This is a genomic window from Njordella aestuarii (genome assembly GCF_056494165.1).
This window is the reverse complement of sequence record NZ_CM151397.1, coordinates 2500844-2524974: the sequence shown is the minus strand read 5'-3', so window position 1 is coordinate 2524974 and position 24131 is coordinate 2500844. Positions and strand designations below refer to the sequence as shown.

23 protein-coding genes are annotated in these 24131 nt (G+C 51.4%); 9 read left to right on the top strand and 14 right to left on the bottom strand.

All coding sequences use genetic code 11. The annotated features are described in order from the left end of the window. Positions 1–16: 16 nt before the first annotated feature. Positions 17–583 (bottom strand): DUF2760 domain-containing protein, encoded by a 567-nt coding sequence (locus SH451x_RS09850; RefSeq protein ID WP_479362284.1) that lies wholly within the window; start codon positions 581–583, stop codon positions 17–19. Between the two features lie 352 nt (positions 584–935). Between SH451x_RS09850 and SH451x_RS09845 the strand changes: the two genes are divergently transcribed. Further along, positions 936–1133 (top strand): CPXCG motif-containing cysteine-rich protein, encoded by a 198-nt coding sequence (locus SH451x_RS09845; RefSeq protein ID WP_479362283.1) that lies wholly within the window; start codon positions 936–938, stop codon positions 1131–1133. A 102-nt stretch (positions 1134–1235) separates the two neighbouring features. Here SH451x_RS09845 and SH451x_RS09840 read toward each other — a convergent pair whose 3' ends face one another. Next, positions 1236–1904, bottom strand: a complete 669-nt coding sequence (locus SH451x_RS09840; protein WP_479362282.1) for a tetratricopeptide repeat protein — start codon at positions 1902–1904, stop codon at positions 1236–1238. 409 nt (positions 1905–2313) lie between these two features. Between SH451x_RS09840 and SH451x_RS09835 the strand changes: the two genes are divergently transcribed. The 3 genes from SH451x_RS09835 (at position 2314) to SH451x_RS09825 (ending at position 9137) form a co-directional block, all read left to right on the top strand. Beyond that, positions 2314–3780: a hypothetical protein gene (locus SH451x_RS09835; RefSeq protein ID WP_479362281.1), complete on the top strand. Its 1467-nt coding sequence runs from the start codon at positions 2314–2316 to the stop codon at positions 3778–3780. Positions 3781–3836: 56 nt separating this feature from the next. Continuing rightward, positions 3837–7988, top strand: coding sequence for a ThuA domain-containing protein (locus SH451x_RS09830; protein WP_479362280.1), 4152 nt, complete (start codon positions 3837–3839; stop codon positions 7986–7988). A gap of 156 nt (positions 7989–8144) precedes the next feature. Continuing rightward, complete coding sequence (locus SH451x_RS09825) at positions 8145–9137, top strand: sugar phosphate isomerase/epimerase family protein (protein ID WP_479362279.1); 993 nt, start codon at positions 8145–8147, stop codon at positions 9135–9137. Positions 9138–9243: 106 nt separating this feature from the next. Here the strand turns inward: SH451x_RS09825 and SH451x_RS09820 are convergent, their stop codons facing one another. From SH451x_RS09820 to SH451x_RS09770, 11 genes are all read right to left on the bottom strand, one after another. Then, entirely contained in the window at positions 9244–9528 is a 285-nt protein-coding gene (locus SH451x_RS09820; protein WP_479362278.1) for a hypothetical protein, read from the bottom strand. A gap of 122 nt (positions 9529–9650) precedes the next feature. Continuing rightward, positions 9651–9923: a hypothetical protein gene (locus tag SH451x_RS09815; RefSeq protein WP_479362277.1), complete on the bottom strand. Its 273-nt coding sequence runs from the start codon at positions 9921–9923 to the stop codon at positions 9651–9653. A 162-nt stretch (positions 9924–10085) separates the two neighbouring features. Further along, positions 10086–10370 carry a hypothetical protein gene (locus SH451x_RS09810; protein WP_479362276.1) on the bottom strand — a complete coding sequence of 95 codons (285 nt, stop codon included), beginning with the start codon at positions 10368–10370 and terminating at the stop codon, positions 10086–10088. Between the two features lie 115 nt (positions 10371–10485). Next, on the bottom strand, positions 10486–11088 hold the full coding sequence (locus SH451x_RS09805) for a hypothetical protein (RefSeq protein WP_479362275.1): 603 nt from the start codon (positions 11086–11088) through the stop codon (positions 10486–10488). A gap of 975 nt (positions 11089–12063) precedes the next feature. Then, positions 12064–12564 (bottom strand): hypothetical protein, encoded by a 501-nt coding sequence (locus tag SH451x_RS09800; RefSeq protein WP_479362274.1) that lies wholly within the window; start codon positions 12562–12564, stop codon positions 12064–12066. A 146-nt stretch (positions 12565–12710) separates the two neighbouring features. Then, positions 12711–13223 (bottom strand): hypothetical protein, encoded by a 513-nt coding sequence (locus SH451x_RS09795; protein WP_479362273.1) that lies wholly within the window; start codon positions 13221–13223, stop codon positions 12711–12713. Positions 13224–13411: 188 nt separating this feature from the next. Beyond that, entirely contained in the window at positions 13412–13888 is a 477-nt protein-coding gene (locus SH451x_RS09790; RefSeq protein ID WP_479362272.1) for a hypothetical protein, read from the bottom strand. Positions 13889–14040: 152 nt separating this feature from the next. Next, positions 14041–14466, bottom strand: a complete 426-nt coding sequence (locus tag SH451x_RS09785; protein ID WP_479362271.1) for a hypothetical protein — start codon at positions 14464–14466, stop codon at positions 14041–14043. Between the two features lie 250 nt (positions 14467–14716). Further along, positions 14717–15136, bottom strand: coding sequence for a hypothetical protein (locus SH451x_RS09780; RefSeq protein WP_479362270.1), 420 nt, complete (start codon positions 15134–15136; stop codon positions 14717–14719). Positions 15137–15161: 25 nt separating this feature from the next. Further along, a complete protein-coding gene (locus SH451x_RS09775; RefSeq protein WP_479362269.1) occupies positions 15162–15953 on the bottom strand; it encodes a CPBP family intramembrane glutamic endopeptidase in 792 nt (263 codons plus the stop codon). 63 nt (positions 15954–16016) lie between these two features. After that, complete coding sequence (locus tag SH451x_RS09770) at positions 16017–16865, bottom strand: hypothetical protein (protein ID WP_479362268.1); 849 nt, start codon at positions 16863–16865, stop codon at positions 16017–16019. A gap of 138 nt (positions 16866–17003) precedes the next feature. On the opposite strand from SH451x_RS09770, the gene SH451x_RS09765 reads away from it, so the two are divergent. The 5 genes from SH451x_RS09765 (at position 17004) to SH451x_RS09745 (ending at position 23088) form a co-directional block, all read left to right on the top strand. Further along, positions 17004–17357 carry a hypothetical protein gene (locus tag SH451x_RS09765; RefSeq protein WP_479362267.1) on the top strand — a complete coding sequence of 118 codons (354 nt, stop codon included), beginning with the start codon at positions 17004–17006 and terminating at the stop codon, positions 17355–17357. A gap of 196 nt (positions 17358–17553) precedes the next feature. Further along, complete coding sequence (locus SH451x_RS09760; protein ID WP_479362266.1) at positions 17554–18345, top strand: succinate dehydrogenase cytochrome b558 subunit; 792 nt, start codon at positions 17554–17556, stop codon at positions 18343–18345. Between the two features lie 106 nt (positions 18346–18451). Then, positions 18452–20422: a succinate dehydrogenase flavoprotein subunit gene (gene sdhA, locus SH451x_RS09755; protein WP_479362265.1), complete on the top strand. Its 1971-nt coding sequence runs from the start codon at positions 18452–18454 to the stop codon at positions 20420–20422. 86 nt (positions 20423–20508) lie between these two features. Further along, positions 20509–21369, top strand: coding sequence for a succinate dehydrogenase iron-sulfur subunit (sdhB, locus tag SH451x_RS09750; protein WP_479362264.1), 861 nt, complete (start codon positions 20509–20511; stop codon positions 21367–21369). Between the two features lie 786 nt (positions 21370–22155). Then, on the top strand, positions 22156–23088 hold the full coding sequence (locus SH451x_RS09745; RefSeq protein WP_479362263.1) for an Rpn family recombination-promoting nuclease/putative transposase: 933 nt from the start codon (positions 22156–22158) through the stop codon (positions 23086–23088). Positions 23089–23157: 69 nt separating this feature from the next. Here SH451x_RS09745 and SH451x_RS09740 read toward each other — a convergent pair whose 3' ends face one another. Continuing rightward, positions 23158–24066, bottom strand: coding sequence for a dihydroorotate dehydrogenase (locus tag SH451x_RS09740; protein ID WP_479362899.1), 909 nt, complete (start codon positions 24064–24066; stop codon positions 23158–23160). Between the last annotated feature and the right edge of the window lie 65 nt (positions 24067–24131).

Genomic DNA, 24131 nt, shown 5'->3' with positions numbered 1-24131 from the left:
CTTACCGAGCAGCTGTCTATTCGACTTCGGCAGGCATCAGCACAAACTTGTCCTTTGCGTCGCCAGTCCAAGTCGGCACGTTGGAAGCAGTAGCAATCCACCCCGGATGCACCAGAGTGACGGAAGAATTCGTTTCGGCCTTTCCAATCCGTTTATATCTGGCCGGAGAAGCGTCTGGAGGTAATTCGATACGTGAACCTTCATCAGCATCGCTAAGCGGCTTGAGGGCAAACATCCGTTGGATGACTTTGCTCGTGTCTTGCAGGACTTCCCTGGCGGCCGCGCCGACCTGAGCATCGCTGTAGTTACCGAGGGGCTCTTGGATCAAGTCTAATAAACGTGCTTCCCGTTGTAAGGCCGACAGCAGCGTTAGTGCGTCGCTGCGATTGCTGCTCGCCTGCGACGTAACAGGAGCTGGCGTCGGCTTAACAGCACTCTTCGCAGTTTCCGACGACGATGGCTTTGCATCGGTGAGGTTCTTTGTCGCTGAGTCTTTAGGCGCGAGGGCAGCAGCCAGGTCCGAAGCCGCCTCTGGACGAAACAACGCAGCAAAGAAAGCTCTAAAGGCTAAACCGATTTTCATAAACTACGAACACATTACTGTTAGAGACGGCGACCACTGCGTGAGAATATTTGCTCGGAAATCACTCTGAATTTCCAGCTCAAGGCGTATTTTACTGCTGGAACGCAGAACGCAAACCGCAGATTGCCAATCCCGTTTGTTTGAAACGATCAACTACGGCACTAGCATTGCATTCCCACTTTGCCGACCAAAGTTTGCAGCACGATATTCAAGAGAATTACTTTACGTATATCAATGCAATGTGGTTGGTCCCTTAATTGTGCTTCCCGCGCAGGAAAAGCTACAATGAAGGTAGAGTTTCAACACGGAGTCTGCGCGTTTCAATGTTCCACTTGGCCATGAAGGTGACGTTATGAACGAAGAAGCTGTCTATGTCTGTAGCCACTGCGGCGAGGAAATCGTTGTCGAAATCGATATTTCCGCTGGCCATCATCAAGATTACGTGGAAGACTGCCCGGTCTGCTGCGAACCGATGGTGCTGCATGTCGACTTGGACTCCCACGGGCATGCAGAGCTACGTGTGGAAGCAGAACAAGACTTTGGGAACTAAATCCCGGCCTGCCATCCGTAGAGTCGAACAGTCAGGGTGATTGGCTGTCTGTGCGGCCACTGTTTGGCACACACAGATTCTTATTGCCGTCAATCAAGAAAACTAGTTGAACGGATTGCTTCCGAACGGATCTGCGTCTGTCGCTGGAGCGTCTTCAGCAGGGGCATCGTCCGCACCGAATGGATCGACTGTATCGTCGGTGGCATCCGGAGCAGTTGGCTCAAGTCCCTCAGGAACTTCAGTTGGTGCTGGATCGAGTGGCGCTGGTCGCTCCATTACTTCAGGATCGCCAGTGGTGAATCCGCTATCGTTGCCGAATGGATCAACAACCGAACCAGGATCGGCAGGGGTCGTTGGAACTTGCGGCGCACGTGGCAACTTGTCTTTGTTTTCCAAGCGAACGCGAAGTCGGATGTCTTCAATGGTCGCGCGAGTCGAGCCTTGGATGCGTTCCAGAGCCTTGCCCACGTTCACGACGCGGCCCGAGGTGACTTCGAGCAGTGCTGCTTGCTCGAAATCAGGAATTCCTGCATCGACTAGACCACCAGTTTGGCGGATCGTTGCCAAGCCACGATAGTAATAGACTCGCGGATCTTGGCTGCCAGCGTCGATCGCTTGGTTTAGCCATTCGAGCGAACGGTCGGTCTGACCGGCATAGTACGCGTGCACGCCTCGGCCGTAGACATCGTCCATAACTTGCTGAGCGTTGCCCGACAAACTGCAGCAGGAAACGATTAATGCTGCGGAAAAAAGAGTGCTTATGCGCTTCATACCTAAAATCCCAAACCACACAGTGAGATAAACTTGTTGTCAAATTGGAACGATTGTCCGTGTTCGATCACGACGAAGTATCCAAGCGTTGCCCGAAAACAACGAATTTTGGACTATCGTGGACCGTGGATAGCCCTTTGAATACTAGTTCGCGACGTTTCCAGTTGCAAATACTTGCCGCCCACGAAGTTAAATAGATTTTTTGGACCGGTTTTGCAGCCAACCGCAAGCGGCCCCGCAGCGGGAAGTCGCCCAAGGATCTTGATTTTCCATGGCGAGCCGTTTGGCATGCGTCGACGGGAAAACTTGAAGCAGTCGTGGTGGGCGAAATTTTAAGACAAAGTACAATTCAGCATCCCACCTGCCGTATCAGTTTTGCTGATTTTATTAGCTTTTTCAGACTCTGGACATGATGAAACTCCCGCTTGTACTCGCGTTTACGGCTATGACCTTCCTTTCCTGGGGAACCTACGGCGTGTTGCTGCACGAAGGCAAGGAGGGAATGGAAAATGCCTACTTGAAGCCGTTTATCGGTGTCGGAATTGCATATTTTCTAATTGCGGTTTTAGTCCCTGGCTTTATTCTTGCGCAACGCGGCGAGAAAGGTCACTGGTCGTTCACCGGGACGGTGCTGTCGTTGCTGGCGGGCGGAGTTGGAGCGCTTGGTGCGCTGGGAATTATTCTCGCCCTTCAAGCTGGTGGAAACCCGACCTATGTGATGCCGATCGTGTTCGGCCTAGCGCCGGTCGTCAACACACTGGTCACGGCCACGATCAATAAGACGTTCAATCAGATCTCGTTCTTATTTATGGTGGGGCTTTTTCTGGTTGTCTTGGGAGCTGTCGGAGTTTTGTCCAGCAAGCCTCGACCCGCAAAAACAGCTACGCCTCCTGAATCGCACGCTGCAGTGATGAGTCCATCGGCTGAAGCTACTTCTAAGGTTTCGTCATCGATTGACTTCCGCGAATCGATTGTAGCGGTCGGGCGCAAGCCCTCCGGTTTAGTGACAGAGGACGACTTGGGCCGTTCCGTGAAAATAGCGTACGATTCCGGAACAACTCCGATAGTACAGCCGATGCAAGTTGACAAGCGGTTGCACCTGATCGCCTTCCAGTCCGATTCGGGAACCGCCGAAGTTGCGGAATCGGAATCTGGAACCGCTACGGAAACGCGAGTTATTGAGAGAAATATCGCCGTAACGAAGTCTGCGGAAAAAGGCGAAACGAGCATGTTCTCGATCGTCGCCTCGATGATCCTCGCAGCCATTTGTTGGGGAGCGTACGGACCTGTACTACATATCGGGCAAAGCCGCATGGGTGGCTCGCGATTGCGACCTTTCTGCTGTGTTGGACTCGCCTATTTCTTCATCGCCGTCGCGGTCCCGTTGGCAATGGTTCAAGCTGGCATGGACACGGGGACATCGCATATCAGCGGTTGGGTCTGGTCGATTATTGCCGGTGCCGCGGGCGCTGTCGGAGCACTGGGGATCATTTACGCGTTCAACTTTGGTGGTAAACCGATCTTCGTTATGCCGCTCGTGTTTGGTTTCGCGCCGATCATCAATACGATCGTATCGATGACTGTTCAAGGGACCTTGGGCGAGATCAACGGTCTTTTCTTGGGTTCACTTGCAACAACCATCGCTGGTGCTGTGATGGTGCTCGTTTTCCAGCCGCGAAGTGCTCCTCCGAAGAAGGCAGCGGATACTTCGAAGTCGTCGGCGACTACAACGACGAAAACGGAACAAGTAACTGATCGTCCGTCAACGTCGTCGAGCTCAACTTCTTCGGCACCGGTTGTATCCGATCGAGGCTCGGCGAGTCATACTATAGAACCGGCCACGCCGCCGGTCCCACCCGCTGACAACGACGCGTAGCGCCCCACATCGCTCGACGCGCCGCACTTCCTACCATATAGATAGGTTGACCAACCGTGAAGCTGCGCAACGAGCCACACGATCGTCGAATTTTGACGTTTGCTGCCTTAGTCCTACTGCTGGCAGCAAACTTCTCTCAAGCCCATGCTCAACTCAACGTGCGCGAGGGCCTTGTGCTATGGTTGGATGCAAGTGAACTGGCACAGCAACTGAATGCCGATCAATCAACAGCTCCGGTTACGGTCGCCGATTGGAAGGACGCTGCGGGGAACTCGAACGCCTTCACGCAGCCAATCGAAGCAGCTCGGCCGACGCTTGTTAAAGTCGGTGAAGACTTCGTGGTGCGCTTCGACGGGGAAGATGACTTTCTGCGCAGTGTCGGCAATGGTGGTGAAGCGGAACAGGTGAGCGTCTTTGTGGTTGCTGCACCGCACGAAAATGTCGGTGATTTCGCTGGTTTCTTTGGCGCCAATGGCGTTGAACAACGTGACTATCAATCTGGCTTCAATCTCGATCTCGGGCCTGGCCCAACGCGTAAGTTTGATAACTTGAATGCTGAAGGCCTCGGGTTCGGAGGTGCGGCTGACCTACTCGATACCAGCTTCGCGTTTGGTACACTGCACAGTATGGCCATGATTATGGACCATCGTAATCAAGTCGTTAACGTTCGCGTTGATGGCCAGCAGACCGGTCAACGCTCGCTCCGTTCGTCGCCCGTTTCGCTTGCTGAATTTACTCTCGGTGCTCGCTACTTCCCCATCGGCCCCAACAACGAGCAAGTCCAACGGCCATTGAAGTGTGACATCGCCGAAGTGCTCATCTTCAATCGCACGTTAACCAAGGATGAGATCGCTGCTGTTGAAGCTTACTTAAGCGAAAAGCATAAAACTTTGGCTGAACAATTGCCTGCAGAGCTAAACCTGACTGGTAACCAAGTTGAATTTGTGAAGGTCGAAAACCCACCAGCCATACAAATGCTTGTTCCTGGGTTCGAGGTCACGGAAATTCCGCTTGAACTGACCAACGTCAACAGCGTTCGTTTTCGCCAGGACGGAACATTGATAGCGCTTGGCTATAACGGCGACGTTCATCTGCTGCGGGATACGGACGGCGATGGTTTAGAGGATCAAGCTAAACTTTTTTGGAAGAACGAAGGTAGCCTGCGCGGCCCGATTGGGATGGTCGTCACACCCACAGATTACGTTCACGGCCAAGGGATCTTTACACCCAGCAAAGGAAAACTGTCGCTGATCGTCGACAAGGACGGTGATGACATCGCCGACGAAGAAATCGTCGTCGCTTCCGGCTGGAACGAGATTGTCCAGAACGTCGACGCAACAGGGCTTACGATGGACGCCGAAGGCAATCTTTACTTTGGATTAGGGACCGCAGATTACTCGAATGCTTACCTTGTAGATGAATCGGGCGTTGCCAAGTATGACATCAAGAGTGACCGGGGGACGGTGCAACGCGTTTCGGCAGACTTCAAAACTCGAGAAACCGTTTGTACGGGTATTCGCTTTCCAATTGCCTTTGCATTTAACAAGCATGGCGATCTTTTTTGCAGTGAACAAGAAGGAGCGACTTGGCTACCAAACGGCAATCCCTTTGACGAACTGTTGCACATCGAGCCTAACAAACACTATGGCTTCCCACCTCGGCACCCTCGTCATAATCCCGGTGTATTGGACGAACCTTCGGTGTTTGACTATGGTCCGCAGCACCAATCGACGTGCGGCATGGTCTTCAATGAACCAGTGAATGACGGCCCAATTTTTGGTCCCGCGTGGTGGGCCGATCAAGCTCTCGTGTGCGGCGAATCCCGCGGAAAGATCTGGAGAACGCAGCTCAGTAAATCAGTTCACGGTTACGTCGCCGACACGCAACTCCTCGCCTGCTTACAAATGCTCACCGTCGACGCTTGCGTAGCACCTAATGGCGATTTAGTGGTCGCTTGCCATAGTGGACCGCCTGATTGGGGGACAGGGCCGACGGGGATCGGGAAACTGTATCGCATTCGGATGAAAGATTCGAATGCCGCGCGGCCAGCCAGCGTGTGGGCGAACTCGGAGCGTGAGATCCAAATCGCGTTTGATGGTCCAGTTGATCCAATGATGCTACAAGGGATCGCAGACAGAATAGTGATTCATTCAGGCGATTACGTGCGAGCCGGCGACCAGTTTGAAACCCTTAATCCACCCTACGCAGTTGTTCAGCGACAGTCTGTTGCTCCGCGGCATAAGCTGAACGTTCGAGGCATGGCGATCTCGAGCGATCGAAGAAATTTGCTGCTGCAGACCGACCCAATGACCGCGAACACTCACTTCGCAGTGTCGATTCCCTTTAATGACAAGGACGACAGAAACACGGCAGCGACGCCGAGCGATTCGGCAGCGATCCGTCAGCATAGTTCGATCGATGTCGATTTCGCACTCACCGGCGTCGAAGCAAAATTTGTCGCCAGCGAGCCCAACGAAAACTCTGGAGCTTCCGAATGGCAGGGCTGGTTGCCGCATCTTGATTGGCAAGTTACGAACGAATTCACTAGCCAAAGCGCGACGCACGACCAACTTCGAGAACTCGTTGCTTCTGGCGGCACTTTGTCGATGAAGACTAAGCTCGATTTGCAAGACATCCTTCGCCCCGCCGTGCAACCGGGAGCTACGATCGATTACCAATGGCCGGAAGAGACGGTAAGCTTGCACGTCCAATCGTCGCAGCCTTTCAAGTTTATCGTTGGCAACAACGCCGAGCAGACTGCAGAGAAAACCGACGAAGGCTACAGCGCAACAATTCAAATGGCTACGAGCAACCTTCGTCAAGTTCCGTTCGAAATGCAAATTGGCGTTGCGGAGCACTCAAAGCTCCATTGGACAATTGCCGTCTCCACCAACGAAGACGATCGACAACGCGCATTGCCACTACGTAGATTTTTCTTACCATGGACAAACGACCAGAAGGAAACTCAGACTTTGTCAGAACCGGCCACAATAGCTGAAATCGAAGGCGGTAGCTGGGGCCGCGGCCGTCGTGTTTTCCACAGTGAAGCCGCTAGTTGCTTCAAATGCCACGCAATTCATGGTCCAGGCGAAATCATTGGTCCTGACCTAACAAACCTGGTGCACCGAGACTATGCTTCGGTCCTGCGGGATATCAAGAACCCAAGTTTCGCCATCAATCCCGATCACCTTGGTCAAATTCTGTTGATGAAAGACGATAGGATTCTGACGGGTGTACTGCGGACCGAGAACAATCAACTTTACTTGGGCGATGCCTCTGGTAAGGTCACTCGAATTGCGCGTGACGAGATTGAATCAATCAAGCCGGCGGAAGTTTCGATTATGCCAAAGGGACTGGATGAAAAATTGACGGCAGATCAATTGCGGGACCTGATGACTTTCTTGTTGACTCCACCGCCACAAATGCCGCTGGATTCGCCACTTCAAGCTCCACCTGTTCGAACGCGAGCGGAAGTTGCTCAAGTGCTAGCAGGTGCGGAAAAGCTTCCTGAAGAGCTGCGTCTGCTGAACATTGTACTGGTCGCGGGAGACAAAGATCATGGACCAGGCGAACACGACTATCCAGCTTGGCAGTTGCAATGGGGGCAATTGCTTGTTGCAGCCGAACAGACGACCATCGATACGGCTTGGGGATTCCCGAATGACGAACAGCTTACCAAGGCCGACATGTTGGTTTTCTTTCAAAAAGGTACTTGGGACGATGATCGTCAAACGAAGATGGATGCCTATTTTGATCGAGGCGGTGGAGCGGTTTACATTCATTGGGCTGTGAATGGAGACGACCGCGTGGCCGACTTTTCGCAACGCATTGGTTTGGCATCCAAAGGTGGAAGCATTGGTTATCGTCACGGGCCGCTGAGCTTGCAGGTACACAATACCGACCATCCAATCATGCGCAACATCGATCCGCTGCAGTTGTATGATGAAAGCTACTGGCGACTGACTGGCAATCTCGAAGACGTCACGCTGTTCGCGACCAGTGTGGAAGACGGCGCCGCGACGCCTCAAGTTTGGGCTTATGAGCGAGGAAAAGGCCGTGTCTTCGTAAGCATTCCGGGGCATTACAATTGGACGTTTGACGACCCAATCTTCAGGACACTACTTCTGCGCGGCATGGCTTGGACAGCGAACGAACCCGTCGACCGGTTTAACGAACTCGTACCATTAGGCGCTCGGATATCGAAGTAGCAGAACAGCTCTTCGAATTCTGCTTAACGATTCAAGACTTTGCCCATTGAACAGTAATCGCTCATGCGCTTATTCAGGTAGAGCGCACCGCTTAGTTCTGAATGCTACAATGCGTCTTCTAGGCCAATACTTACTTGACAATCTGAGGACATGTACATGATCGACCCCACGCGCCGTGCGTTCCTCAGAAACGCTAGTTTGTGCTCCGTTGCAGCTACATCTGGCGCGCTAATCTTGAGCGACAATGTGGAGGGCGCTCCCGTAAAAAGTGCTCGGGAATCGCATTTGCGAGTTGCGCTAAATGCATTTTCATTTCTCGAGCTGCTCAATGCAAACGCTAAAGACCGCAGTAAAGGTGTCGACCTGTTTGGTGTTTGCGACTTTTGCGCAGAGCACAATTTTGACGCAATCGATCTGACGGGCTATTTTTTTCCAGGTTACCCGAACGCCCCGGCCGATCAATACATATTTCAACTCAAAAGATATGCGTTTGACCTTGGTCTTGAAATCAGCGGCACTGGCGTACGCAACGATTTCACCTCGGCAGACAAGACCATCCGTCAGGAAGGCATTCAGCGTATTAAGACCTGGATAGAAGTCGCCGCAAAGCTTGGCGCACCTGTGATTCGCGCTTTCGCCGATTCGCAGCCGCCTTTCCATGATTGGCATCAAGCGTCAGGGAGTGCTGAACGAAACGAGGTTGAATCCTGGGTGGCCGACTCCTTACGTGAGTGCGCTGAATACGGCCAGGAGTTTGGTGTTATCGTTGCCGTTCAGAATCACGGTGACTTCATAAGCACAGGCGAGCAGCATGTTAGTCTGCTTAAGAAAGTAGACCACCAATGGTGCGCGGCCCTGGTGGACACCGGGAAATACCTTACCCCCGACCCATACATCGACATCGCGATGGCGGCCCCTTATGCAGTGAACTGGCAGATCAAAGAAACGCTCGACAGTACAACGGAATCTCCACGAGTGGATATGCAAAAAATGCTAACAATCATTAGGAAGTCGGGATATCGCGGCAATCTCCCAATCGAAACGCTATCCATGAAACGTAACGACTATGACCCATACATCGAAGTCCCGAAAGTCTTAGCCGAACTCCGAGCAGCGATGGACTCCACGGTTACCATTAAGCCAGATTGATAGTATTGAATAAGCCGCACGTACTCTGTCGCGAAGCGGCGCATCTCCTAAACGAAAGAACCATCAAATCTCGGAGAGGCTCGACAATGTGGACGATAGAACCGGTCTAAAGCGATTCATCGTCGATTGACTTCACCAAGCCGTTCTCGTCGAACTCGACTGCGTACCAGCCAGTAATGTGAGGATCGTTGTAGACGAACGATGATTCGGTCAAATCAGTGCTTGTGGGCGGTCCACACAACTCAAGGACCTCAGAGCGTGACGTCCCCACTCGGATGCGACTCTTGGCACCTCGCGGCACCTCACTCCGGGTAAGAAAAATCAAGAACGCGAGAAATAGAGATCCAACTGCAATCATCGCAATCCCGCCTCCAATCGATCGCTTTTTCATAACGGTACTCCAGCCCGTTGGTAGGTGACATTCACGACTTCAGAATGCAAACAAAATTCGTATTAGGCTTCTAAGGAAATTTATTGTAGCCACCAACATAAGCCAAGCTACGGCAAAGCATTCTAGGTATCAGCGGGAATGACAGTCCATCGAAACTGTTCGCGAAAGTCGGAGAAACATCGGTCGCAAATCCAATGGTATTCATCTAACGTACAGTATCCTTCATGCAACGTGTTAGGGATGTTTTCAACCATAAACTTGGCAAAACAGAAGTCACAATGATCGTGATCCCATTTCTGATTGGCGGCGTACTGCCGATACGGACGGTGGCATAGCTCAACGCCCGTCAGAAACTTCTCTTGATTTGTCAATCGCCAGTCATCAGGTTCAATCATTTCTGGTGTCTAGCTATTGAAAGAGTTATATGTGAGTGAAATCAGCGCCGCTGCGGCCAATTGAGCGAACTTCGAATCGAAGCAATCTAAAAGTGGCTGGGAATCCTCATCCGGTTGCGTCGCTTTTTCGCAGGTTGGAAACTACTTCGCACCAAGAATTTATCAGGCAAGTAAATTGAATGCAAATACCAAGGAGCCCACCAATGATAACCAGATTGCAGCTCCAAATAAAGCAGCTGGCATGAACAGCGGACGCCCCACGATCAAAAAGCCAATTGCACCGGAAATGAGGAAACCGGGCAACAAAAGCATAACAAATTGAGATACGGGAATGTATCCAACCAGCATTTGGTGGCCAGCGATTGCAGAACAAAGTACTGCCCACCCGGTCAGGTAAGCGAGCAACTCAGAAAGCCCGAATCGGTGTTTGCTGTTTGACGGTCTCATCGTGAAAAGCGATCTAGAGCCACATGGAAATCAGAGTATCGTTGAGTTCAATTGATGGATTCTATCAAAATCGTTGAGCCCCAGTTTCATGACCTGCATATAAAGTTTTCGTCCGTTAGTAGCTTTCCAAAGGTGCCTCACGATCGGACTTAGATGTTTTTGAATCTGGTTCTCCAACGACGTTCGCACTCGACGACTTTTCGCGATTCGAATTCGCTTTCAAAACTGGCCCATTACTTTTGCTTCGCTCAACTTGCATTCTGTGTTTATCGGCTTCGTCTCGCTCAAGTGCGCCGCTGGGAAGGACTCCATCGCGAAAATACTTCTCAAGCTCAAATCCTGGATATACCCAGTGGATGTCCATTCCTTTTATCGTCGTAATCACCTTAGACTCAGCGCCCGTAATTTCCCCGTTCTTAAGTCGTGCCAATTCTTCAAAATCGATTGCTATGTACCGCATTGCGTCATCAATAGAATGACTACCGGAAAAATGCATGCTGTAGTATTCATAGCCCTTAAGATCATCCCAATTCTTGGGAAGGTCGCCATCGTTTTCTTCAATGTACGAAGCGAGAATCCCCATAAAACTCCATTCGTAATAGGACGCGAACACCCCATTCTGGAAATAGCGGAACGCCATAATCGGTATTGCAACGACCAGTGCAACGCCAACGATGAGCCCGATCAGACCTTTGTATTTCGGTAGTATTCCGCTCATGTTTCAATCCGATGACGATCGCACGAACGTCCTACGATCAAATAGCCAATTGCACCGGATATGAGGAAACCAGGCAACAAAAGCATGGCAAATTGAGATAGGGGAATGCATCCAACGATCATGTGCTCCCCAGCTACGGCAGCGAACAGGATCGCCCAACCGGTTGAACACGCGAGCAGTTCAGAAAGCCCAAATCGACGGTAGTTGTTTAACTGAACCATATTACATGCCGATCATTCGTTACGCCAGAAATCCAGGTAGATTCTAACACGGATCGAACTTCACGCTCAGTCAAACACGTGAGTTCCCACCGCAACAGCACAAACTGAACGGGTCAACCGAATACAATTCTCTTGCTCAATTATTGTTTTTGATTGCGGCATCTGCAACTCCAAGCCGCCTATGGAGGCGCTGTCCGTTCGTCGTAATGGCACTAATACCAAACATCTTTCGGTGGAGCGAAGATGAACTGGCTGCGAGGATTCTGCCAAAATTTCAAACTTTGAAAAATCATTGTCATCGACAATAGAGCCACGGCGAGCCACCTCACGATATGCTTTTCGAAGACCTGCTTGACTTTCTATTAGCAAGACTCGCAAAGATGAATCGGGCACACAGAGCGAAATACCATCGACCAATAAACCACACAGCTCACTAATGCCTGTGGCCCGTTGAATGCGGCTTAACAACGTAGGCAGTAGAAGAGAAACCTCGCGTGATGGGTAAGGTTCAGACTTTTGTTTAGCTTGGATCCACGCGTGAGATCCGCAGGCCGGACAAACTGTATCTCCAGGAGGACGCGAGACGAGAACTCTGTGTATAAGTCCACACACGGTGCATTCTAGTCGTTCGCCTTCAGGCGTTCGTGTCGATATCATGTCAACTACAATGAGCGATAAGCCTGCTTCGAGAACTAAAACAAAACGCAAACGAAATTTTCTCCGGCGCACTGCAAGTAACTGTCGCTCTACCGTTTCAGCTCGAAGCGAAATAAATTGACGCGAATGGACAGAGCACTAATAGCTGCAAGACCAGGCTGCGTTTACAAAACGGCCAAACGGATGTGACTGGCGTTGCCGATTGCATGTTGAGATATTGTACCGTCAATCCGATGGCAATTGCAAATTGTGTCGTCGTGACAGCTAGAGAAACCGGTTGAAAAACATTTGAAAGCGTAATCCATCCATCCGGACATCCGATGGCTGTTCCAAAGAGACTTCCAGCTATGGCCAGCGGGACCGGAAACCAGATTAGGACCGCACTAGCGAGCGCACCAACCGTTTCCTTCCTTTTGCGAATGGCTGAATACAAGCCCACGAACAGCAGCACCAACTGTGCCGGCAAGAACGTTAACAATATCGTCACTGAAGTTTGCTCGGCATCTCTGGTCCGAGTCAAAATGCCGAAAGAGACCGTCAGGCAATACCCCGCAAGCAGCAGTATGAACATCGAAGTTGTAAACGGTAACTTGCGCACGGCAATATGATGCTTTGACGAAATGCCTAGTTAGTGTTGCGCCCTGATAAATCGATATACTTGACTTTGCTCATGTTCGAAAAAAACTGTTGGCGTAATCGCATTGTAGCAAAATCCGTCGAGCAATTTTGCAGAACTGCGCTCCATCAATTTTGTGAAGTACTTGAGTCCGATAACGCGGAAACGCAGGAGCGACTGAAACCGACGTATCCAAAACCGATGGTCACTAGGCAGTAGGCAGCAATAGCGACTGGGCTTGCACCATGCTCCAGCATTTTGGACGTGTCGAGGTAACGGTCACCGGTATACCAGCTTGTAGCGATGTACGTGCCATTTGCGAGCACGCAGAAGTTGGCCATGAACCAGGCCCATTCACGATGGATGATCATCGCTAGCAGAACAGGAATAAGCGCGCCGCTGATCAGTCCCGACCAGAGCGTGACCAAAGGGTATGGATCAGGTTCGAAGATGCTGTAAGGAAGACGCCACGGTAACAAATCGAAATCCCTTAGCGAACCACCGCAGCAAGCTCCGCCGATGATGTGTCCAATCTCATGCGTGAACGTCATGACCGCCCATGCCGCAACGAGCAACAATAGGAACTTTGTAAGACGGTGCCGCGCGATCGCAAGTAATTTTGTAACCCAGGTCCGGAACATAACGTGCTTGCGAATTGTCCTTCCGCGGTCGCCTGTTGCAGAATAACAGAATATGAAGCCAATGGAGACATCGACAATGACGCAACACGGGCCTGGAGTCGTTCTAAACGATGGTGTAACTTTGCATATTTGATTCGATCGGCCGAGTTCTGGATGCAGTACCGCGAACAGCCGACTCTAGCACTATCTTAACCGACAGGAACTCCGAACGCTGCCTTCACCGACGGTCGTAAGAGAACAATAATTGTAAAGACGCCCAACACCGTTCCGAATGGCATGAAAAAGCATTCGAGCCCGGCAACTACTAGGCAGAACAAATGCCCTTTGCGTTGAACCAGTTTTCGACCGGCGATGGCAATGCAAATCGCCAACGTAAGTCCGATTCCTATCAATGCCAACGGAAATAAAATGAATAACCAACCCATTAATGCTGGTGGTGCTTGACCTCGCCCAGAATCATCGAGTGCGCCAGAGACAATCGCTATTCCAATGGCGACGTGAATAAACGGGATCAGGGAAAATAGACCAACAATTCCTGCTACAACGTAGTGAAAAATCGATAAAAGTCGAAGGTGGTCGGCGTCTTGATTAGTTTCCAATGTCGGCGTCTCACGTAAAGGTCGAGCTGGGGCGGGAGGAATCAATGACATGCTAGCGAGAGCCATTACCTACTCATGTGCTGCACGACTCGAATCGTCGGTTTGCCTAGGGAAGCATACAAGCAGCAGCGTATAAGTTGACAGTATACCGGAAAGAAGGAGACATGCGGAACGTTTCTGACGAAGTATCAAGTTACCATACAGATCAAAACCTATTGCTACGGGGCGCGAAGAATTGGCACTAGGGTGTGACCGTTACCTCCAGTGAATATGACCCCCGGAAGCTCAAATGCCAATGCAGTGCGGGCATCGTCCGAGATTTCGCAGTTATGCACGCTTACGATCTTTAGACGCCTCATTTTACAGATGTGCTCGATGCACGAATCGCTGATCGCGGTATTGTCGAGAACAAGCGTCTCAACTTGTTCGAGAATGCAAAGCCGTTGCAAGTCTTCGTCTGTCGTATCGGTTCCTGACAAATCCAGTGTCTTGAGCGATTGCAGTTTAGAAATTTCATCGACCGTTAGACTCAAAAACCGCACATGTTCAGGAGGACTAACTAAAATGCCAAGTTCGTGCACATAGTTGAACGGGAGGTGTTCTTTGGCATACGATTGAACATCGATACCGGCCCGATTGGGCACGGCCCATAGCTAAGTTGGTAGGCTTCCTTCGCCAAAAACTATGCAGCTTCGAACATTATCATGAACCTCACCAAAACTCACCGCTTTGAGTGAGAACATTAAGCTGAAGCCAAGCAATAGAAATCTCATCATCTAAAACTCCGGGACGCCGATCGATATCTTAAAGTACTAGCTTGGCAACGTCTCGTTGTTTTGACGAGCAAACCTTCGGAACCGCGAAGCTAGTGATGAAATGCATCAAAAGGGGGCATCATTTGAACATCCCAGAAAATTGAGTGAGGGTGACAGATGGCGCCGAACCGTACCCACCCGTGCCAATGTCGAGTTCATTTTCTGATATCAAATCCCCAAGGTCGATGATTACGCCCGAGTCCGATAGGCCTGGCACATCCATCAACATTCTTTCTTTGTTATTGATTGACAATGTAATTTTACCGCCCTCCCAAGAGCCATTGAAAGAAATGAAAAGCTTATCGTGCTCTCCATCTTCAAAGAGGCAAAAGTGCAAACGACGTTCAAGAGACTGCTGAAGTTTCGCATTCGCCAAATCCAACTTACCAAGTGTACCTACCGACATGATATTGACCGAGCCTGATGCTCGCAGAGTCGCGTAGAGCAAAGCCGCGAAAAAACAGGAGACTAGTAGGAGAAAGAATCTTGGACGCTTCATAACTTATTTCTCCACTAGCAGGATATTAAACTGACTTCAACTGATTCGCGCTTTGCGTGCTTTCGTCGGGCCCTCGATTGTGTCGAAGTAATGCGATAACACAAACGATCGCTACTGGATAGACTGCGAACTGCAATGATGAGGTTTCTCTGCCAACGGCATCATTGATAAACAAAGAACTGTCCCAGAGCCCATGCACCACCATCGGAAGAATCAATGTCCCAGACATGCGCCGCATCGCATAGAATCCGCTTCCCATGATGAAGGTAAGGAGGACTTGAATCGGCATTGCCCACCACGGCAACCCAAATAACACATTCGGAACATGCAACGCAGAAAACAATGAAGTGCTGATGAGCCAAACATCACGCTCGCAGAAACGGCTTCGCAGACCCACAATCATACTTCCGCGCGTGATCATTTCTTCGCCAAACCCAACTCCCATAGCTCCCAGTGAAGACCACAAAAGCAGTCCCGCCGAAACCGGGCCAGAGAATGCGCCGAGGAAGTTGATCGAAATGATCCCAATCGCGACGGCGGGCAACGCCCAAATCCAGACCGGGCCAGATTCCGTGTTGTCGAATAGTACCAGTCGCCACCAACCCAAAAAACTGATAGCAACTATTAAAAATGCAGAGCCAAATAAAGTTGGAAGAGCATACCAAAGCTTTGTTGTCTCGACGCTCTTGCCAATCGCATTGTAATCAACTCCGTTGATCGTCCAAACGGTGAAGAATATGGCAAGATAACCGAGATATAGCAGTATGCCGATCCAGACAGAGGGCTGGTATTTTGAAACGTTTTTTCCAGTATTCATCGAGTCCTCGTCTATCCTTTTAGTGGATGCATGCCTGTTGTTTGAAATAAGCAGACAGGCACCCTAACAAGCCCTAAGAAAGCGTTCAGATTCAGCGTTAACACACGACATATCTTCCACCTGCTCTCGATCGCAACGGCTAAAAAAACAAATCGCCCACGGCGTCAGCATCATGAGCGAAAGCAAAACGATTGTCATTGATAATGGATGGAAGCGAGGCGACGCGACGCTCCATTCATAGATCAAAGGCACTGCAATCGCCGACGTCAAGATGACTCCCGCCAGTATTGCCACGTAACGGCGCCGAGCACAACCAAAATACTGGCCAACTAACCAAAACACGGTTATGGGAACGAGCATGAGTGGAAGTGCGAGCAACATCTGCCTTTCAAGCACCCTTGTCGCAACGGCGGTAAAGACAGCTACTGCAGAAACAAAAAACATAAGCTTGGCGATAGACGCACTCGAAGTGCTACTTTGTGAATTGCCGATACGCCATTGAGGCCAACGAAAGAATCTGATGAATGCAGACTGGATGCACGCGAGAGCACCAAATACAAGAATCGAAAATGTAAGGTTCTGAATATCAATATTCGGCGAGCTGGCCACTAATCCGACGGCAAGAAGCACAATTCCGGATGCCTTTTTCCAAACACCAGTCCCAGGGGCATACAGTACCGCAACCGAGAATGGAACGCCGCTCAATCCGAGGTAATACGCGAAAGCAGCCACGTCCAGCGATACAATCGCTTTTGAAAAGGGCAAGTAACGAATCAACAACAACGCCCAGATCCGTAAGCACACCAACACGGCGATTAACACAAGCGGCATAACCCACCACCGACGCCCGAGTGCTAGGTCAACAGTCCAGCGTTGCGCGTTTTGTTTATTTGATTCGTTCAAACTATACATGTCCGTGGATCCGAGATGCGCTTGCACAGCCTGACCTGTAGCGAATTGCCAAGCGGATTTTATTGATCATTAAAATTGCTCGATGCTTGGTAGCTTCGCGTCGCAGCATCGCCTACATCACGTTCGTGACGGCGCTGAGTGAGAACTTACGCGCTTCTGGTGACTGTAAATGTCGCTTCCATCGCTTCGATGCGTCGCTACACACTACTGACGACGGCGGGCAATAAACAGCGCATGCCAGAGGCCATTGTACAGGACGGTGGTCGAGCCGATTTAGCTTTCCAGCGTGGCTTTCAACAGAATCTTGGCCGAGTTACGCAAGTCGTTGGGGGCAGCAATAGATCATTCCAAGTCAGGCGTTGTGGGCAATCGAACCGCTCCCGGCGTCGCCAAGAAGTCGATGCGGAAACGAAACCGCACCGACAGCCTGCGGCGGAGTCTGGGAAATGTGCCAACGGGGACTGGCATCCAGCATTCGAACTTCCAACGTAGCTGGGAAGCAACGGTAAGAAGTGCGGCGAGATCGTCGCTGGGTTACGATGTGGCATTGGTAAAACGCTTGGCTTCTAGTATGTTGTGAAACTGAATTGTAGAAGATGCGGTCAGCACTTAACAAAGCTTGCCTCGTTGCTACGATTTTTGTGTGATCGACTTTAATTTTGCAGTCTCGCAAGCCCCTACTGCCTCGATGAACTCCTTCTTTTTGCGTCATGAGTTTCTGATTCGACGACTTCACTCGCTCAGTGGGTTAGTTCCCATCGGAGCGTACATGACCGTCCATTTGCTGACGAATGCCACGTTGCTGACTGGGCCGTCCAAATTTCAGGTGCTAGTCAATGGTATCCATTCGCTGCCGATGCTGACTTTGATCGAATGGCTCTTTATTTTCTTGCCGATCATTTTCCACGCCGTCGTCGGGGTTTGGATCGCTCAAACCGGGCAATCTAACTCCCAGCTTTATGGTTATGGGAATAATCTTCGTTATACGTGGCAGCGATACACGGGCTACATTGCCATGGTGTTTATTTTCGCACACGTCTTCCATCTGCATGGTTGGTTCCATTTTGATTGGTGGTTGAACGCGGTCGCGACGCCCTTGGGGATGGCTCAGTTCCGTCCGTTCAACGCGGCAAGTACTCTGGCGTTGGCGATGAAGGGCATTATTTGGCCTATTGTCTATATAATTGGTGTTGTGTCTTGCGTGTTTCATTTTGCCAACGGAATTTGGACAGCAGGAATCACTTGGGGAGTTTGGATTTCGCCTAAAGGACAGCAACGGGCGACAGTCGGCTGCACAATTTTTGGCGTAGTGTTGACGATGGTTGGGTTGTCCGCGTTGGTCGGAGCAAAGCTGACGGACGTTGAGGAAGCTCGCGCGGCGGAAAAGTCGATTCATAAAGCGGCCGTCGAATCGGGCTTTATTCTCGCAGATCCCCGTAAACTGAGCGCCGACCCGTCGGACGTTCCGGTTTCCAAATAGGCATCGTGGTGGAAGTATTGTCGCGTCCCGTTATTTTGCGGGTCTTGCAGACGGTTGGATAAATGAACTTGCATATCGCAAAAACTGCTCGATAAGGTTTGGTTGAATGGCTGGTCCGAAAATTGTAATTGTGGGTGGTGGTCTAGCAGGTCTAGCGGCCGCCTCCAAGTTTGGCGAATTAGGTGTTAATGTCGACCTGCTGAGCCTAACTCCGGTCAAACGTTCGCACAGCGTCTGTGCCCAAGGTGGCATCAACTCGGTCAGCGACATGACGCGGCAAGAGGGAGACAACGAGTGGAAGCACTTCGACGACACCATTTACGGTGGTGACTTTTTGCAGCACCAGCCGCCTGTGAAGGAGATGTCCTACTGGGCTCCTAAGGTCATCGATTTGATGGACCGCATGGGAGTGACCTTTAACCGCACTCCTGAAGGGTTTCTTGACCGACGGCGTTTCGGCGGTACTTTGTACAAGCGAACGGCGTTTGCCGGAGCGACGACCGGCCAGCAATTGCTGTACGCGCTCGATGAGCAGACGCGACGCTGGCAGACACAGGGCTTAGTTAAAAAGTACGAGTTTTGGGATTTCCTGGGACCAATTCAGGATGAGACTGGTCGTTGCGTCGGGGCTGTCGCTCAAGACATGGTGACGATGGAGATCCGGTCTTTCCCTGCCGACGCGGTGATCGTGGCGACAGGCGGTTGCGGTCTGGTCTATGGTCGATCAACGATGTCTGTTTTCTGCACCGGCAGTGCTGCTAGCCGCATTTTGAAAGCTGGTGGGAAGTACGGTAACGGCGAATTTATTCAGGTGCATCCGACTGCGATTCCGGGTGCCGATAAACTTCGTTTGATGAGCGAATCCGCGCGTGGTGAAGGTGGTCGCGTGTGGGTGCCGCGCAAACCGGCCGATGGACGCGATCCAAAGACGATTCCTGAATCCGAACGATACTACTTCCTCGAAGAACGCTTTCCAAAGTATGGCAACTTGGTGCCACGCGATATTGCGACGCGGCAAATCTTCAGCATTTGCGTTAACGAAGGATTGTCAGTAGACCCAAATCGTTTGTGCGTTTACCTCGATTTGACTCATATTCCACGACCTGAGCTCGATCGCAAGCTTGGGGGGATTCTCGAAATCTACGAAAAGTTCCAGGGAGTAGACCCTCGCGACGAGCCCATGAAAATCTTCCCTGCGGTCCACTACAGCATGGGTGGCCTGTGGGTCGATTACGAACGAAGCGCGGAAGGCGGACTCGTGGTTGGCTCGCCGAAAAACCAAGTCACCAATATTCCTGGTCTGTATGCAATCGGCGAATGCGATTACCAATACCACGGCGCGAATCGGCTCGGTGCGAACTCCCTGTTAAGCTGCATTTTTAGTGGTCTTTTCAGTGCTCCAGGCATTGTGAACTGGGTTAAAAATCAGAAGAAGGCGGCAGCGGAATTGCCATCAAGCATGTTTGAAGGCGCCGTGCGTCAGCATCAGCAGCGTCACGACGACTTGCTGAAGTGTTCCGGTGGTGAGAACCCGTACCTGATCCATCAAGAACTCGGCGACATTATGACGCGTGCGGCCACAGTTGTTCGCGAAAACACGCAACTTACGGAAGCGTATTCTAAGGTGCTTGATCTGCAAGAGCGAGCGGCGAAGTGTTCGTTAAGCGACACAGGCGGTTGGAACAATCAAAATGTTATGTTCACTAAATCACTTCAAGATATGATTCCAATCGGACTGTGCATTCTCAAGGGCGCGTTGATGCGTGATGAATGCCGCGGCGCACACTACAAACCAGACTTTGAGATGCCTGCTCTAACCGCTGAAGATCCAGTCGAGCGAGCTCAGCAAGCAGAACAGTGGTGTGACCGCTTCGAAGACAACAACAAGAAGTATCTTAAGAGCTCTGTTGCGAGCTGGAATGGCTCGGAACCAGACATAGTTTATGAAGATGTCGATACTTCCCTGATCGCACCTCGTCCACGACTGTACGGTCTGGTCGGTGCGGAAGAAATTGAAGTAGCGTGGAAGAAACGCGTTGACGCAAAGAAGAATAAGCCAGTATTGGCTGCGACCTAACCAACAATTTGATGCTGGTGGACGTAGGTCTATCAGGATTTCCTTTTGAACATCCGGTTTGTTAAAAGTAATAACGTTAATTGATCATGATTGCTCCAGCTGACTCCGCACAAAAACGATTGCGCCACGACAAAGTTCACGTTCGGATCTTGCGTCAAGATGCACCGGGCGAAATGCCTTATTGGGAAAGACACACAGTTGCCTACGAGCCGGACATGAACGTAATTAGCGTTCTTCAAAAGGTCGCAGCTCAGGCCAAGACGATCGACGGCAAATCGGTCGCACCGGTAGCTTGGGATTGCGGCTGTTTGGAAGAAGTCTGCGGTTCGTGCACGATGGTCATCAACGGTCGCGTTCGCCAGAGTTGTTCGGCGTTAGTTGACCGATTGCTCGAGGATGTGCCCGGCGAAATCGAGCTACGTCCCATGATGAAATTCCCTGTGATCCGGGATTTAATGGTCGACCGCAGCCGACTTTTCCGCGCGTTACAACGTGTTAAAGCGTGGGTACCGATCGATGGCTATTATGACATGGGCCCCGGTCCACGGATTTCTCGTGAAACGCAAGAAACATCCTATCCGCTCAGCCAGTGCATGAGTTGCGGTTGTTGTTTGGACGCTTGCCCTCAATATCTGAAGGTTGAGTTGAAACAAGAGTCTGGCGAGTCTGACGAAGCGTTTGAAGCTCGCAAGTTGAAGGCTTATGACGAGAGTTTTGTGGGTGCTCATGCTATTTCGCAAGCGATGCTCTTTAATATGAACCCAGTCGGTGCTGCGCTAGCAGGCGAGCGAATCGAAGCGTTGATGCAGCCGGGCGGGATTCAAGCTTGCGGCAATGCCCAAAACTGTGTCGCCGTATGTCCGAAGGAAATCCCATTAACACGCTCGATCGCCCGAGCGGGTCGGCAAGCGACGGTCCATACGATCAAGAAGTTTTTTGATCGTTAAAGTAGGGCGTTGATTGTCGATGACCATCTGTTTTGTAGAAATTCTGAAACCACACCTAGCTTCAGCCGCGTTCTAGGCGAACGCAGCTACGTTAGAGCACGAGCGCATCGTACACGCGCATCGTAGCTGGCTTCGCCTAGAAGCCGGTTGCGCAACCGGAAACGCACCCCTCGACCGCGGCACTGCTGGACAAGCCAGCAGTGGCACACCGTTTTAGGAAACTTACCAATTTCAGATAGCTCCATCGTCTCCGGAATCGCACTATGATTCACTCGCGTTCTAGGCGAACGCAGCTACGTTAGAGTAGACGCGCATCGTACATGCGCATCGTAGCTGGCTTCGCCAAGAAGCCGGTTGCGCAACCGGAAACGCACCCAGCGGCCGCGGCACTGCTAGACAAGCCAGCAGTGGCACACCGTTGTAGGAAACTACCAATTTCAGAAAACGCACCGAGCTGCAACCGCGTTCTAGGCGAACGCAGCTACGGGAAGAGCACAATCGCATCTTACACGCGCATCGTAGCTGGCTTCGCCTAGAAGCCGGTTGCGCAACCGGAAACGCACCCCTCGGCAGCGGCACTGCTGGACAAGCCAGCAGTGGCACACCGTTTTAGGAAACGAAGCCAATTCCGATAGCTCCATCGTTTCCGGAATCGCACTATGATTCACCCGCGTTCTGGCGAACGCAGCTACGGGATGAGGGCAATCGACACTTCGTGCGATTTGTTATAATGCTCTGTCGGTGGAAGTGATGTCTGATCGTGCCAGCCGAGGAAGGACTTGTGTGATGCTGCTTGGGATTAAACCTACGAACGACTTTGCGTTTAAAAAGATCTTCGGTTCGCCAGAGAACTCAGAAGCATTGATTGGTTTACTAAACGCAATCCTCAACTTCGCTAACCCGATTGTGAACGTGGAGATCAAGAACCCGTTCAACATGCAAGAGTTTGAACAGGGCAAGCTGATTGTGCTCGACCTGCGATGCCTCGATTCCAGCGGTCGCTGGTTCAACGTCGAAATGCGGGTGTCGGGGTTTACCGGCTTGCTGCAACGGTTGGTTTACTACGCTTGCGACATGTACACCAGCCAGCTCAATGTAGGCGGGAATTACACTACGCTACGATCGGCGATTTCAATCTGTTTGCTGAAGCCGAACATTTTTAAGGGAGATCAGGCGCATCATCGCTTTCAGATGGTTGATTTGGAAAGTGGTCGCGAATTGCCAGATGGGATTGAAGTCCACACGGTCGAATTATCGAAGTATAATTTGGATGAAGCGACAATTCTGACTGCTCCGAAGATTGAGCAGTGGGCGTTCTTGTTGCTGCGAGCTCAGGACTATGATGCCGGCAGGCTGCGTGAGTTGTTGCCCGGAATTGAGTTTGGAAAAGCCATTTCAACGATAGAAAAAATATCGGCCAAGACGGAGGACAAGCAGATGTACGATCAACGCGAGAAAGCTCAACGAGACTACGAATGGGCTATCGCCTGTTCGCTGAGGGAAGGGCTAGAGAAAGGACGCGAAGAAGGACTCACGAAAGGACGTGAGGAGGGCATTGAAAAGGGACGCAAGTCGATGGTTATTGAGACTGTAATGATGCTGGAGGAGCTGCTCGGCGATTCCGTCTCAGAAGCGGCTACCCTCGAGCAGTTGGAGTTGGATGTTCTGACAACCAAAGTGGCAACGCTTCGAAAACGCCTCCGCGACCGGCAAAGTTAACCGCAACCGCAAACGCACCCCGCGGCCGCGGCACTGCTGGGCAAGCCAGCAGTGGCACCCGAAAAGCGACTAAGATGTGCTCGTGTGCATGGCCCCGATCAGCTCGCCAACACTGTTAGCTCCGATGCTCGCGAGGGCTTCCGGTATCTGGCTAACGAGTCGTTCTGAAACCAGCGGATCAAAGTAGTTCGCGGTCCCGATCTGAACGGCGCTCGCACCGGCAACTATAAACTCCATCACATCATCGATGTTGCAAATCCCACCGATGCCAATAATCGGTATCTTTACCGAAGCAGCAATCTGGTAGACACAACGCAGCGCAATCGGCTTAATCGCTGGCCCGCTCAGGCCTCCGACTTTATTTCCTAACAATGCGCGTTTGCGACGCCAGTCCACAGCCAACCCAAGCACCGTATTAATGCAACTCACCGCGTCAGCGCCGGCTTCTGCTGCGGCCTGGGCGATCGGAGCAATCGCAGTTACGTTTGGAGTCAATTTGGCAATAATCGGAAATCGACTTACCGACCGCACGCCCGCAACCACGTCGTAACAAGCTTGAGGGTTAGTCCCAAAATCGACCCCGCCAGTTACGTTTGGACAAGAGATATTCAGCTCCAACGCTGCCACTCCGTCCGCTTCGTTCATCCGTTCCGCCAAGACAATGAACTCGTCCTTGCTCTTGCCCGCGATACTAACAATCACTTTAGTCGGCAGCGAACGCAGATAGGGCCAGTGGTTTGCCAAGAAGTAATCGATCCCGTCATTGTCCAGACCGATCGCGTTCAGCATGCCTGCCGTAGTCTCGACAGTTCGCCATGGAGCGTTCCCTGGCCGAGGAGCAGCCGTGATCGTCTTGGGAAGCACACCACCTAGTTTGCTCAAGTCGAGCATACCGGCCATCTCACGGGCGTAACCGAATGTACCCGAAGCCGTCAAGATTGGGTTCGGCAGTTCCAATCGCCCCAACTTCACAGACATATCGACGGCTTTTGAGTCGACGTCGAGCAGGGATTCAGCTGGGACCACGGAGCACTCACTTTCGA